The sequence below is a fragment of the Citrobacter sp. JUb117 genome, assembly GCF_024809055.1.
Taxonomy (GTDB): domain Bacteria; phylum Pseudomonadota; class Gammaproteobacteria; order Enterobacterales; family Enterobacteriaceae; genus Citrobacter; species Citrobacter gillenii.
In genome coordinates this window covers 206,723-220,714 of the sequence record NZ_JANUFB010000002.1, presented here as the reverse complement: position 1 = coordinate 220,714, position 13,992 = coordinate 206,723, and the positions used below count along the sequence as shown (strand labels likewise).

The following is a 13,992-nucleotide window of genomic DNA, read 5'->3' as shown; positions in this document are numbered from 1 at the left end:
CATATTAAGGGCGGGCATTGTAGCGCTGAGCGAGGAGACAGTAAACCTTGCGGGTTCAATCAACCCGCAGATAGTGCCCGTCGGCGCGCACGTACATACCGAAGCCGCAGTTTTGCGGATCGTCGGTACTGGCGTCGATGCCTTCAGGTGTGACCGTCAGCGAGATATCGCAGTGGATGTAGTCACTCTCTCTGAGTGCAATCACGCCTTTATTGTTATTCAGCGTGATCAGTTCTGAGAATTCGCCGATGTTTGGTCCGTAATAGAGGGCCATCATGCCGAAATAATACCCTTGGAAATCAACCTGAAAGTCTGATTTTTTCTCTGTAGGTTTAACAATCAGCGTTTCCCAGGTTGCCAGACCGGCATAGTTCCAGTATTCCCCGGCAGGGGAGTCGCTTTTTGGCAATGCGGCTAACTTTTCTTTGATAAGCCCCAGATTGTAGATTGATTTGGCATCGTTGGGATTAATGGTCAGCCAGGCTTGCGCTTTGCGCCATTCACCCTGACGCATCCAGGTTAGCGCCACGTTGTTATAGGCCGTCGCCATGGTTTTATGATCGAGCTGACAACCTTCGCTCCAGGTCACCTGTTTTTCAAAGGCTTCACGCGCTTTGGCATAGTTCCTGGCTTTATAGAACTGCTCACCCTGGCTGGCGTAGGTAGGGACTTTCGCGCAGTCAGCTTGCAACTGCTGCTCGGTGATTTCTGCTCTGGCAGGCGTGCAAAGCAGCAACAGAGGGCAGAAGGAGAGTAATATTAAGCGCATTATCTGTTCCATATATCTTTATTCGGCAGTTCTGAATCAGCAATTTTCGAGGTATGCCAGGCAAAGCGACAGCGTTTCGCGAGGGTATCGAAATGTAGCGGAGATAATTCAGTAAATAACGCGTGATCCGGGAAAAGCGTAATAAAGAAATAGGCCCAGCGCGCACTGGCTTTCATGTTGAACAGTTTCTTGTCGTGTTTATTACCATACAGCCACGACAGCGTCACCATGGCTTCCGCCGTACCGTTGTAGCCTTCTTCCTCCAGGATGTTCAGATAGGAATGCGCCAGGGTAAAATCATTTACCTCGCGAAGTTTCAGCAGGAAGACGCTCCAGGCTTGTTTCGAACCGAACCGATCGGCCTGATGTAAATTATCAAGCAGGTTTTTTTCGTAAACGGAACGCATGCCGGCATGGGTTTCTTGCTGGGCTAAACGTTCGTAGCAATCGGCGATTTTGCTGTGAATATCCTGCAGGTCATGTTGATACGCGTGGTATCCGGCGTTAACGACCAGTCGATAGGGGGTCTTCTCTTGCAGCGCGACCTGTTGGTGCAAAATCTCCGCTGCACGCTGAAAATAATTTAGCGCAGTAACGGGATCATAAGGAAGCAGGCTATTGTTGTCTGGGTTATTGTATTCGAGGGCCTGCAAGTAGTAGGCGCAGGGCAGGTTTCTCTGAGCACCCAGCTCTGCCAGTAAGGCAAAATGCTGCGGGAGATCGAGCCAGTCAATATCTTTGATGGCTGACTGCCAGTTATTGTTATATTCCAGTGCAGCTACGCTATCGAGTACGGCAATACCCTGTGTTTCATCTTTTTCAAACCCGAATAATCCCGCGTACTGGAAATAGCCGCTGTAGATTCTGGCGGCGTAAAACTCGGTTTGCCTGGCGTTCTGGTGCAAGAAATTATAAATCCACCAGGTGTCCGGGAAGTCGCGTAGCGCAAATTTTAGCGCGTACACGGTGTAGTAATGACTCAGCTTGAGGTTTTCCGCGACCGCACGTTGAATGGTATACCACAGGGCGTCGAGATCGCTCAGATCGTTATAGCAGGTTAACAGCCACTCCAGCGCATGATGACGAGAACTTTGGCTATGCGCCCGCTGGGCAATATCTTCGGCTTTGGCGATAAACGTTTCCCGTTCCGGTGGGTACTCGAGTTCCTTAATACGCAAATCGCGACAGGTGTCCCACCAGATTAATAATTCCAGATGCTCGCGCTCGGCGGCACAAAGATGGCCGCAGGTTGGTGAGGCCAGAAATTCACGAATGCCCTCGTGTGAACCACCCCAGCGTGGCATCTGAAATGGAATGTATTCATCCAGCGCGTAAAATGCGCGCGGAAAAATAGCCAGACACACAGAGAGCCAGTATTCAGCCTCGGCATCGCCCTTGCAATCCGGCAGTACCGCTGGACGCGGTAGATTTGGGCACGCTGCATCTTCCAGAGAAAGCCCGGAAAAGGCCATCAGCGTTTCCATTTCCTGCGGCGAATCCTGATGATATTTGGCTAACACCTGCATCAGCGGTTGCCCGGTGAAATCGGTACCCTGAAGAAATTCAATTAACCAGTCGGGTTGACCGAAGACTTTTGTGTTGGTGCTGGTTAATAAGGCAACCATCCACTGGCGTGGCTCGCAATCGATAGCATTCAATGCGGCAATGACCATTCGCTCGTTGCAGGCCCCGGCGCAAACCCACATTGCGGCAGACGTCTCCTCTGCCCAACCATAGCTACGGTAAAGCCACGCGCGGTGGTTCCAGTACTGGGCTTCGGCAAGCCAGGCGTGAGTCGAGCGCGGGCGGGCGTGCTGCCAGGCTTTGATGAGAGCTAATCCTTGCGGACCTGCATCGACGAGAGCATCCATATCATAAAAACGGTTGCACATTTGGGTCCAGGCGAGAAAGTAACGCTTTTCAGCTTCACGGCTGGTGAAGCTGTCCGTCAGCGCCTGGTTGAAGCGGGCGTCTAGCTCATCGTAGCGCGCTTCGCGCAGCAGTGCGGGAATATTGGCGATATGCCAGATGCGTTGCTCGTCAGTATGCGGCAGTTTGCTATTGCACATCTCACGCATTGCGTTGAGTATGCGTTCATCCTGAACCATGGACAGTCCTTTTGGCTACGATGTAGGTGTAAATTTCCTACACTGTAGCCTATAACTGCGAAGCGTGAGATTTTTTTAATTACGCTATCCGACAGGCATCCGCTTCCCAACGATACCCGACGCCGTACACTGCGCGGATAAACGACTGTTCGGCGTCCAGCGACTCCAGCTTGCGCCGCAGGTTCTTGATATGGCTGTCGATGGTGCGATCGGTCACGACCCGGTAGTCATCATAGAGATGGTTAAGCAACTGCTCGCGGGAGAAGACTTTTCCCGGCTCATGCGACAACGTTTTCAGTAGGCGGAACTCCGCCGGGGTTAAGTCGAGCATCTTCCCGCGCCATGACGCCTGAAAACGGCCTTCATCAACGATCAGCGGGCTGGCAGCATCCAGTTGCTGCAGTTCGCGCTGGGGTTTACAGCGGCGCAGTATTGTCTTCACGCGGGCGACAACTTCACGCGGGCTGTAGGGCTTACAGATGTAGTCATCGGCACCGATCTCCAGTCCCAACAGACGGTCAATTTCTTCGATTTTGGCGGTGACCATCATGATCGGCACTTCAGAGAAACGTCGAATTTCCCGACACAGGGTGAGGCCGTCAGTGCCTGGCAGCATCAGATCCAGCAAAATCAGATCGGGTGGCGTCTGGCGCACGTACGGTAAAACCTGGTCACCGTGGTTGATGAGCGTCGGGGCATAGCTCGCGGCACGCAGGTAGTCGATAAGCAATTGTCCCAGCTTGGGTTCATCTTCCACGATCAGAATACGCGGCGTGTTTTCATCAATGGGTAACTCTGTCATACATCTCTCTGTAAATCGCGTTCCAGCGGTAACTCTACTGTAATGCTTACCCCGCCAAAAGGCGAATGGGCGGCGCGGATATGCCCATTGTGCGCCTCAACAATATTGACGCAAATCGCCAGACCCAGACCGGAGCCTCCGCTGGCGCGGTTACGCGAACCTTCGGTGCGATAAAATCGCTCAAACAGTTTTTGCAGCTGTGCATCGTTTACGCCCGGGGCTGAATCGGCGAAGGTCAGTAAGACCTGGCGCTCGCGCTGTTCGGCGGAAATACGCAGCCCGCCGCCGCTGTCGGTATAACGTAGGCTGTTTTCCAGCAGGTTATTGAACAGTTGCATCAGACGATCCCGGTCGCCAAACACCGTCATGCTGTCCGGCAGCGAGAGTTGTATTGTCAGTCCGCGGCTGGCAAAACGCTCGCGAAACGCGCCGCTTGCGACTTCCAGTAACGGGATCAGATCCAGGGAGGTTTTTTGGTAGGCCAGGGCGCCTTCATCTGACATTGAGAGCTGATGGAGATCGTCCACCAGTTTGGTCAGCGTGCCCACTTCGGCCTGTAAAGAGGCCACCGAATCTGGAGTGAACTGGCGAACGCCATCCTGAATCGCTTCCAGCTCGCCGCGCAACACCGCCAGCGGCGTGCGCAGTTCGTGAGAAATATCGGCCATAAAATCACGGCGCATCTGCTGGTTCTTTTCCAGCGTACTGGCCAACTGGTTGAAATCCTGCGCCAGTTTGCCCAGTTCATCGGTGCTGGTGGGGGCAACGCGGGTGGTGAAATCCCCCGCGGCCAGCCTGTGCGTGCCGTCCACCAGACGCTTGACGGGGGCCAGCAGACTACGCGCCAGTGTAAACGTAGCCAGCGCCGCCAGGATAGTGGAGAGCGCGACGATCAGCCAACTGGTACGGCGCTGCTGTTTATCGAAATTAATATCTGTATTACGCGTTAAGCGTTCTACGGGCGACGCGATGACGGCACCCACTTCGATCCCGTTAACCGTGATTGGGCGGCGTGTGCCGTCGCCGGGAACCGGACCACGTGGGCCGACCAGCACGCGGGCGTTTTGGTCGATGACCCAAAACTGGGTACGCCAGCCGTGCGGCGGCATACCGGGGCCTGGCTTGTCATCGTTGTTGTCGTGTTCAAAAGAACGCAGGATCTGAAAAACAAAACGATCGTTATTGCGCAGAAACCGCCAGTTGCCATGTTGCTGATATTGTTCGCCCAGCGCGTCGCTCAGCATTTGTAGCCGCTGTTCATTGCCGTGTTTGATGTAGTCAATAAATCCGCGTTCGAAGCTTACCCGTACGGCCCAGTGCATGCTAATGAGTAGCACAATGCAGGTGGCAAAAATCGCCAGAAACAGTTTGCCGGTTATTCCGGGTCGCCATAACTTCATCAGTTGCTCCTTTTACGCCGTGAAATCACCGCGTTGGTTTGCGTATCGTTTGGCACGCGGGCAAAAATCATCGCTGGCAGCGCGATAATCAGGGCAATGCACAGCCAGGTATACATAAAGACGGTATGGGTGCTGCCGCTGTCGAGAGCGATATGCTGTTGACCAAACATGCCCAACAGCAGGCCAGCGATGGTTACCCCGATACTCATCGACAGCTGCATGATCATCGACAGCAGGCTGTTACCGCTGCTGGCGAGATCGTCAGGTAAGTCTTTTAAGGTCAGGGTGTTCATCGATGAAAAACGGGTGGAGTTGACCATGCCTTGTAAAAACAGCACGAAGGGCAGCACGTAATACCAGCCGAGCAGGGCGGTCGTCATCAGCAACAGGCAGACCAGCGACAGGCCCAGCGTGGTGGCAACCAGCACCCGACGATAACCAAACCGGTTGACGACCTGAACCACAATACGCTTCATGCCCATGCTGCCCAGTACCATCGGGATCATCATCAGCCCGGCATGAAACGGCGAAAAGCCCAGCCCAATCTGCAAAAACACCGGCGTCATAAACGGTAACATTCCGCTACCAATGCGCCCGACAAAACTGCCAAGCAGGCCTAATGAGAAAGTGGGGGTGCGAAACAGATGCAGACTGAACAGTGCGCGCGAGTTGTTGCTGGCGTGTCTGATATACAGAAGGATTGCCAGCACGCCGCAGATAACCAGCGCCGCCAGCGTAATGTCCGAGATCCCGCTGCCTTTGCTGCCATCCAGCGCCAGTGTCAGTGCCGCCATGCCAACGGCCAGCAGCATAAATCCCGAAAGATCGAAGCGCCGGGTTTGCAACGTGTAGTTAGGCATCAGCATTAAGGTGGCTATTGCCCCAATAATGCCGACGGGAATGTTAATCAGGAAAATCCAGTGCCAGGACGCATACTCCACCAGAATGCCGCCTAATGCCGGGCCGAGCAACGGGCCAATTTGCCCCGGTAAGGTGACGAAGGTCATTGCCGCCATATACTGTGTGCGCGGGACAATCTTCATCACCGTCAGCCTGCCGACCGGCACCATCATCGCACCGCCGACGCCTTGTAACACGCGGGCCATTACCAGCTCATTGAGCGTGCTGGACCCGGCGCAAAACAGCGATCCCAGCGTGAACAGGATGATGGCGGTGAAGAAAATATTACGTACGCCGATCTTGTCTGCCAGCCAGCCGCTGGCGGGCAGCATCACCGCCACAGTTAAGACATACGACACAATGACCATATGCATATGCAACGGGCTTTCGCCGAGGCTTTTGGCCATTGCAGGCAGCGCGGTATTGACGATGGTGGTATCCAGCGATTGCATAAAAAAGCCGAACGCCACAATCCAAAGCTGCCAGCGGGTGCTGTCGGGAAGTTCTGTCATAAGTCTGCTACCGGGTTGCTGTTTTTACGCGAAAAACGCATCCGCAGACGGTCGAAAAAGAGATACACCACCGGGGTGGTGTACAGCGTCAGCAGTTGGCTCACTACCAGCCCGCCGACGATAGTTATCCCCAACGGCTGGCGCAGTTCCGAACCGTCGCCAGCCGATAGCACCAGCGGCAGCGCGCCAAAGAGAGCAGCCAGCGTGGTCATCATGATGGGACGAAAACGCAGCAGGCAGGCCTGGAAAATGGCTTCTTCCGGCGTCAGTTTGCCGTTTCTCTGCGCCTCAAGCGCAAAGTCGACCATCATGATGGCGTTTTTCTTCACAATGCCAATTAATAACATGATCCCTATCAGGGCGATTAGGCTGAACGGGGCATTGAACAGTTCCAGTGCCAGTAGCGCACCCACCCCGGCAGAAGGCAGCGTTGAGAGGATAGTTAGCGGATGAACGTAGCTTTCATACAGCATACCCAGCACGATGTAGACCGTGGCGATGGCGGCGATAATCAGGATCACCTGCGAGTTCATCGTATCCTGAAAAACCTGCGCCGTACCGGCAAAACTGCCGCGCACCGTTGACGGGACGCCAAGCTGGGTCATGGTCCGGTTAATGGCTTCTGTGGCCTCAGAAAGTGATGCGCCGGTCGGCAGGTTAAACGACACGGTTGAGGCGGCAGACAGCCCCTGATGGTTCACCGACAGCGGGGCGTTCGCCGGTTGCCATTTAGCAAAGTACGACAACGGGATGGCTTTGCCATCGCTATTAATGACAAACATTTTATCCAGCGCGCTGATGTCCTGGGTGTAGCGCGGGTCGACCTCCATCACCACTTTGTACTGGTTCATCGGCTGGTAGATGGTCGATATTTGCCGCTGACCAAAGGCGTTATTCAGCAGGCTGTTGGCGGCTTCGACGTCGATCCCCAGACGTGACATGGTGTCACGATCGTAGGTCAGACTCATCTCTGCACCGTTGTCCTGCTGATCGGAGTTGACGTCAGCCAGTTGGGGCAGGGTGGCTAACGCTTTACGGATTTTCGGTTCCCATTCCCGTAATGCGGCAAGATCGTCCGACAGCAGCGTGTACTGGTAGCTGGCGTTGGCTTGCCGTCCCCCGACGCGAATATCCTGTACCGCCATCAGAAACAGGTTCGCCCCCGGCTCTTTGGCCAACTTCACGCGCAGCCTGTCAATCACCTGCTGAGCGGTTTGTTGGCGCTCTGCGCGCGGCTTCAGGGTAATAAACATCATGCCGCTGTTAACACGGGAGCCGCCGGTAAAACCGGTGACGTTGTCCACAGCTGGATCGTCACGGATGATCTTCATAAAATCCTGCAACTTTCCGCGCATGGCCTGAAAAGAAATGCTTTGGTCGGCCTGGATCCCCCCCATCAGAACGCCGGTGTCCTGCTCCGGGAAAAAGGTTTTGGGGATAGAAATATACAGCCAGACGTTGAGCGCAATGGTTGCCAGTAATACCACGCCCACCATTCGGGTATGGCGTAACACCCACTGCAGCGAGGTGGCGTAACTTTGTTGCAAGGCAACCAGCACCCGGCCAAATCCTCGCTTACGAGACTGTTCTCGTGGGGCGCTGGATTTGAGCATCCATCCGCACATCATTGGTGTGAGCGTCAGCGAGACCAGCAGTGAAATCCCGATGGCAACCGACAGGGTCACGGCAAATTCCCGCAGTAATCGTCCCGGCAGACCGCCCATTAACAGCAGCGGCAGGAACACCGCCACCAGCGACAGGCTCATGGAAAGCACTGTAAATCCGACTTCGCGCGTGCCTTGTAATGCCGCCTGGAGCGGCTTCATTCCCGCTTCCAGGTGCCGGGATATATTTTCCAGCACCACGATGGCGTCATCGACCACAAACCCGGTGGCAATGGTCAGCGCCATTAGCGACAGGTTGTTCAGACTGAATCCACACAAATACATGGCGGCAAACGTGCCAATCAGCGAGACGGGCACTGCTACGGCGGGGATCAGCGTCGCGCGCCCGGAGCGCAGGAAAACAAACACCACCAGGATAACCAGCGCCACGGAGATAATCAGCGTCTGTTCCACTTCTTCCAGCGACGCACGAATGGTCGGCGAACGATCCTGGGCAATTTGCAAATCAATGGCGGCCGGGATCAGCGTTTGTAACTCTGGCAATTTGGCCCGGATGCTGTCCACCGTCTGGATGATGTTGGCTTCCGGGAGTTTGCGGATCATCAACAGAATGGCCGGTTTGGCATTGGTCATCCCGGCGTTACGCACATCCTGCACCGAGTCAGTGATAGAGGCAACGTCACCCAGACGTACGGCCGCACCGTTGTTATAGTGAATAATCAACGGTTGATATTCTGCCGCAGTTTTGAGCTCATCGTTGGTTTGCACCTGCCAGCGGCGGGTTTCATCTTCCAGCGCGCCCTGTGGTTGACGCACGTTGGCGCTATTGATCGCACTACGCACGTCATCCAGTGAGACACCCTGGTTAAACAGCGCCTGCGGGTTCAGGCCAACGCGCACGGCGGGCAGGGAGCTGCCGCCGACGTCGACGTCGCCAACGCCGTCAATTTGCGCGATGGTTTGCGCCAGCTGTGTCGAGGCGAAATCATACAATTCGCCCTGAGAATAAGTATCCGAGGTTAGCGTCAGGATCATGACAGGCGCATCGGATGGATTCGCCTTTCGGTACGTTGGCCGACTGGGCATTCCGCTGGGCAGCAGGCTTTGGGCGGCGTTAATGGCCGCCTGAACGTCCCGCGCCGCGCCGTTGATGTCGCGATCAAACGTAAACTCAAGAATAATGCGCGTGCTGCCAAGCGAACTGCTTGACGTCATTTCATTCACGCCCGCGATACGCCCAAGCGATCGTTCCAGCGGCGTTGCGACGGATGACGCCATGGTTTCAGGTGATGCTCCCGGCAGCGAGGCGCTGACCATGATCACCGGGAAATCTACCTGCGGCAGCGGCGCGACCGGTAACAGGCGAAAGCCCAGAATGCCGCACAGGGTAATGGCGACGGAAAGGAGAATGGTCGCTACCGGACGATGGATGAAGAGAGCAAAAAATTTCATTTACGCGTCCTCTTCCTGACGCGGGAAGCGGTTTTTCACGTACAGCGACAGTCGGTCAAACAGCAGGTAAATCACCGGGGTGGTAAACAGGGTTAATACCTGACTGACCAGCAGTCCACCGACCATACCAATACCTAATGGGCGGCGTAACTCAGCGCCCACGCCGGTACTTAACATCAGCGGCAATGCTCCCAGCAGAGCCGCCAGCGTGGTCATCAGGATCGGGCGAAAACGCAGCAGGCACGCCTGGAATATGGCGTCGTGCGGTGCCATCCCCTGTTCGCGTTCAGCGGCAAGGGCAAAGTCAATCATCATGATGGCGTTTTTCTTGACGATACCGATCAGCAAAATAATACCGATGATCGCAATAACGTCCAGTTCACTACCGGCAATCATCAATGCCAGCAGTGCCCCGACGCCCGCCGTCGGCAGCGTGGAGAGAATGGTGATTGGGTGAATAAAGCTCTCATACAGCACGCCGAGCACGATATACATTGCGACGACCGCCGCTACAATCAGCCAGATTGTGTTGCCGAGCGCGGCCTGGAAGGCCAGCGTACTGCCCTGGAACTGGGTGGTAATACTTGACGGCAGGTCCAGCGTTTTTTCCGCCTGCAGTATTGCCTCTACCGCATCGCCCAGCGAGTGGTCATCTGGCACGTTGAACGAGATGGTGGTGACCGGGAACTGATCGAGATGGTTTATCGACAGCGGGGCAAAACGCTGCTCAATGCTGGCGATGGTGCTAAGCGGGACGATCCCGCCGTCGCTGCTGGTCAGGCGAAGGGAGTCCAACGCGGAAAGCCCCGGCGTACTGGCGGTATCATGTTCCAACACCACCCGATATTGGTTTGCCTGGGTGTAGATGGTTGAAATCAGCCGCTGTCCGAAAGCGTTATACAGCGCGTTATCGACATCTGCCATGCTGATGCCTAAACGGCTGGCGCTGTCGCGATTAACATTTACATACGCCACCAGTCCCTGGTCCTGCCAGTCACTGCTGACGTCAGACAACTGCGGCAACTGCTGCAGTTTTTCCAGTAACTGCGGCACCCAGGTGCTGAGAGCGTCCAGCGAGGTGGCCTGCAGCGTAAACTGATACTGGGTGCGGCTCACCTGCGTATCAATGGTCAGATCCTGGGTAGGCTGAAGATAGAGATCGACGCCGGGCACGTTATCCACTGCATCCTGCAGGCGAGCGATGACCTTTTGCACGCGGTCATCGCGTTCATTCAGCGGCTTAAGGTTAATTTGCAGGCGCGCGCTGTTCAGCGCCGGGTTGGTGCCATCAACGCCGACGAACGCGGTCAGGCTTTCTACTGCCGGGTCTTTAAGGATCACATCAGAGACCTGACGCTGGCGTTGAGCCATGCTGGCAAATGAGCTGGACTGCGGTGCCTGCAACGTGCCCTGAATAATGCCGTTATCCTGGATCGGGAAGAAGCCCTTCGGGATAAAGATCCACAGCATCACGCTTAATGCCAGCGTGCCGAGCGCGACGCCAAGCGTCAGCCATGGGTGGTTAAGCACTTTTGCCAGCCAGTGACCGTACCCGGCAATGACGCGCTCGAACATTTTTTCCGAGGCACGGGAGAAGCGGTTTTGCTTGCGCAATGACGCCTGGCTGAGCATGCGGGCGCACATCATTGGCGTGAGCGTCAGTGATACGACGGCGGAAATCAAAATCGCCACCGCCAGCGTGACGGCGAACTCGCGGAATAATCGCCCGACGATATCGCCCATAAACAGCAGTGGGATCAGCACCGCGATCAGGGAAAACGTCAATGAGATGATAGTAAAACCAATCTCGCCTGCGCCTTTAAGGGCGGCGGTCAGCGGTTTTTCCCCTTTTTCGATATAGCGCGAAATATTCTCGATAACCACAATCGCGTCATCGACCACAAACCCCGTGGCGATGGTCAGCGCCATCAGCGTCAGGTTATTGATCGAGAAATCGAGGAATACCATTACCGCAAAGGTACCTATCAGCGATAGCGGTACGGCGACCGCGGGAATAATCGTGGCCGGTATATTGCGCAGGAACAGGTAAATGATCATCACCACCAGCGCAATCGCCAGCATCAGTTCAAACTGGGTGTCGGAAACGGAAGCACGAATGTTGGTTGTACGATCCGAAAGCACCGTGACATTGACCGATTTTGGCAGGCTTTCTGTTAGCGCAGGCAGCATCTGGCGAATGCTGTCCGCGGTGGAGATAATGTTCGCACCAGGCTGGCGCTGAACGTTCATCACGATAGCTTGTTGCTTATTGGCCCACGCGCCCAGCCAGCTGTTTTCCGCACCTTGCTCGACGGTTGCGACATCGCCGAGGCGCACTGGCGCACCGTTTTTATAGGCAATGATTAACTGACGATACTCATCGGCAGACTGCATCTGGTCGTTGGCGGACAGGGTGACGGCGCGCGTCGGGCCATCCAGGCTACCTTTGGCTGAATTGACGTTGGCGCCGGTGATGGCGGTGCGGACGGTTTCGCTGGTCAGCCCTAACGCGGCAATGGCCTGTGCGTTAAGTTTTACGCGCACGGCGGGACGTTGTCCGCCAGACAGTGTAACCAGGCCCACGCCGGAGACTTGAGAGATTTTCTGTGCCACGCGGGTTTCGACCATATCTTCCACCTGCGTCATGGGCATGGCGGTAGAGGTCACCGCCAGCGTCATGATCGGCGGATCCGCCGGGTTCACTTTGCTGTACACCGGTGGGTTGGGCAGATCGCTCGGTAATAAATTGGTGGCGGCATTAATCGCGGCCTGGACTTCCTGTTCGGCGACGTCCAGCGGTAACGTGAGCTGAAACTGCAATGTCACCACGGATGCACCACCGGAGCTTTGTGAGGACATCTGTTTTAGACCCGACATCTGCCCAAACTGGCGCTCAAGCGGAGCCGTCACGGCGGAGGTCATCACATCCGGGCTGGCGCCAGGGTAGAGTGTCACCACCTGAATGGTCGGGTAATCCACTTCTGGCAACGCTGCGATGGGCAGGAAGCGATAGCCTATAATCCCGGCGAGTAAAATCGCCACCATCAGCAGCGTGGTGGCAACAGGGCGCAGAATAAACAGGCGGGATGGGCCGCCGGTGTTGTCCGGAGGTAACGCCTGCATCAGGAGCGTGCTCCTTTTTTGCCGTACTCGCGTGCGGTGGCTTTATCGTTTGTGGCTGTGGCGCTATGCGCCTCTACAACGTCAACTTTTGCCCCTTCCGTCAGGCGGTCAATACCGTCGGTGACGACGCGATCGCCCGCCGACAGCCCGGCGGTAATCACCACTTTTTGACTGTCCTGAATGCCCGGTTTGACCAGATGTTTACTGACTTTATTCTCTGTATTCAGCACCCAGACAAAGTGACCTTCATTTCCCATTTGTAAGGCGGCAGTGGGGATCACGATGGCGTTTTGCTCGGTGGCGACCAGCATGCGGGCGTTAACGAACTGGTTCGGAAACAGCGTGTCATCCTGATTGTTGAAGCGAGCCTTCGCTTTGATGGTGCCGGTGGTGGCATCAATCTGGTTGTCGAGGCTCAGCAGTACGCCTTCACTGAGTTTCTGCGAATTGGTGCGATCCCAGGCTTCGACCTTCAGCGGGTTGCCCGTTTTTTGCGCCCGTAGCACGGTCGCAATATCGTTTTCTGGCAAGGTGAAGATCAGGTCGATGGGATGGGTTTGCGTAATGACGACAATCCCGGTGGTATCACCGCTGGAGATTTGGTTACCCACGTCGACCAGTTTCAGGCCGACACGGCCATCGACAGGGGCGGTGATGCGACTCCAGTCGAGCTGCAACTGGGCGCTGGCGACGCTGGCTTCATCGGCTTTGATCGTCCCTTGCGTTTCGTTCACCAATGCCTGCTGAGCATCCAGTTCCTGACGGGAGACCAGATTGGTTTTCACCAGTTGCTGATAGCGGGCCAGGTCGCGACGGGCATTTGCCAGCGTAGCGGTATCTTTGGCTAACTGTCCCTGCGCCTGGGCAAGGGCGACTTTGAACTGGCTGGGGTCTATTTCAGCCAGCAGGTCGCCGGCTTTGACCTGCTGTCCTTCCTGAAAGTGTAACGCGATGAGCTGACCGTCTACCCGACTGCGAACCGTTGCGGTATTCGCGGCCGTCACGGTGCCCAGTCCCGTCAGGTAGCGCGGAACGGCTTGTTCAGTGGCGGTGGCAACCTGCACGGGGGCTAGCGGACCAGAACGCATTCCGCGACGCCCTGAGCCTGCGGCGTGCTGTGCTTGCCCGGTTGCACCGGGGGCATTCCCCTGAGATTCACTGCGACTGTGCCAGAACCAAAATGCGGCGATGGCCGCCACGACGGTCACGATTGCTATCACCCAGCGGGATTTGTTACTGCCTTTCATTGTTATAAGTTTCTCATCCTGAAACGTTTCGCGTAATGATACTAGTTTAGCCAG

8 protein-coding genes are annotated in these 13,992 nt (G+C 55.8%); all 8 read right to left on the bottom strand.

Features of this window, described 5'->3' with window-relative positions; translation table 11 throughout:
• Positions 1-55 precede the first annotated feature (55 nt).
• Positions 56-769 carry a tetratricopeptide repeat protein gene (locus M2374_RS04930; protein WP_181688965.1) on the bottom strand — a complete coding sequence of 238 codons (714 nt, stop codon included), beginning with the start codon at positions 767-769 and terminating at the stop codon, positions 56-58.
• Positions 769-2,877 carry a DUF4034 domain-containing protein gene (locus M2374_RS04925; RefSeq protein ID WP_181688966.1) on the bottom strand — a complete coding sequence of 703 codons (2,109 nt, stop codon included), beginning with the start codon at positions 2,875-2,877 and terminating at the stop codon, positions 769-771. Before M2374_RS04925 ends, M2374_RS04930 begins: the two co-directional genes overlap by 1 nt.
• Before the next feature lie 79 nt (positions 2,878-2,956).
• The gene (gene baeR / locus M2374_RS04920) at positions 2,957-3,679 is read right to left on the bottom strand and encodes a two-component system response regulator BaeR (RefSeq protein ID WP_115258084.1); all 723 of its coding nucleotides are present in this window, start codon (positions 3,677-3,679) and stop codon (positions 2,957-2,959) included.
• Positions 3,676-5,079: a two-component system sensor histidine kinase BaeS gene (baeS, locus tag M2374_RS04915; RefSeq protein ID WP_181688967.1), complete on the bottom strand. Its 1,404-nt coding sequence runs from the start codon at positions 5,077-5,079 to the stop codon at positions 3,676-3,678. Before baeS ends, baeR begins: the two co-directional genes overlap by 4 nt.
• Entirely contained in the window at positions 5,079-6,491 is a 1,413-nt protein-coding gene (locus M2374_RS04910) for an MFS transporter (RefSeq protein WP_137362240.1), read from the bottom strand. The genes baeS and M2374_RS04910 overlap by 1 nt, the downstream gene beginning before the upstream one ends.
• A complete protein-coding gene (gene mdtC / locus M2374_RS04905) occupies positions 6,488-9,568 on the bottom strand; it encodes a multidrug efflux RND transporter permease subunit MdtC (protein WP_117343265.1) in 3,081 nt (1,026 codons plus the stop codon). Before mdtC ends, M2374_RS04910 begins: the two co-directional genes overlap by 4 nt.
• Positions 9,569-12,691, bottom strand: coding sequence for an MdtB/MuxB family multidrug efflux RND transporter permease subunit (locus M2374_RS04900; protein ID WP_181688968.1), 3,123 nt, complete (start codon positions 12,689-12,691; stop codon positions 9,569-9,571).
• The gene (locus M2374_RS04895; protein WP_135911799.1) at positions 12,691-13,938 is read right to left on the bottom strand and encodes an MdtA/MuxA family multidrug efflux RND transporter periplasmic adaptor subunit; all 1,248 of its coding nucleotides are present in this window, start codon (positions 13,936-13,938) and stop codon (positions 12,691-12,693) included. The genes M2374_RS04900 and M2374_RS04895 overlap by 1 nt, the downstream gene beginning before the upstream one ends.
• Positions 13,939-13,992 lie beyond the last annotated feature (54 nt).

Coding starts and splice junctions, on each gene's coding strand:
- M2374_RS04930 (WP_181688965.1), bottom strand. CDS start 769: ATGCGCTTAATATTACTCTCCTTCTGCCCTCTGTTGCTGCTTTGCACG.
- M2374_RS04925 (WP_181688966.1), bottom strand. CDS start 2,877: ATGGTTCAGGATGAACGCATACTCAACGCAATGCGTGAGATGTGCAAT.
- baeR (WP_115258084.1), bottom strand. CDS start 3,679: ATGACAGAGTTACCCATTGATGAAAACACGCCGCGTATTCTGATCGTG.
- baeS (WP_181688967.1), bottom strand. CDS start 5,079: ATGAAGTTATGGCGACCCGGAATAACCGGCAAACTGTTTCTGGCGATT.
- M2374_RS04910 (WP_137362240.1), bottom strand. CDS start 6,491: ATGACAGAACTTCCCGACAGCACCCGCTGGCAGCTTTGGATTGTGGCG.
- mdtC (WP_117343265.1), bottom strand. CDS start 9,568: ATGAAATTTTTTGCTCTCTTCATCCATCGTCCGGTAGCGACCATTCTC.
- M2374_RS04900 (WP_181688968.1), bottom strand. CDS start 12,691: ATGCAGGCGTTACCTCCGGACAACACCGGCGGCCCATCCCGCCTGTTT.
- M2374_RS04895 (WP_135911799.1), bottom strand. CDS start 13,938: ATGAAAGGCAGTAACAAATCCCGCTGGGTGATAGCAATCGTGACCGTC.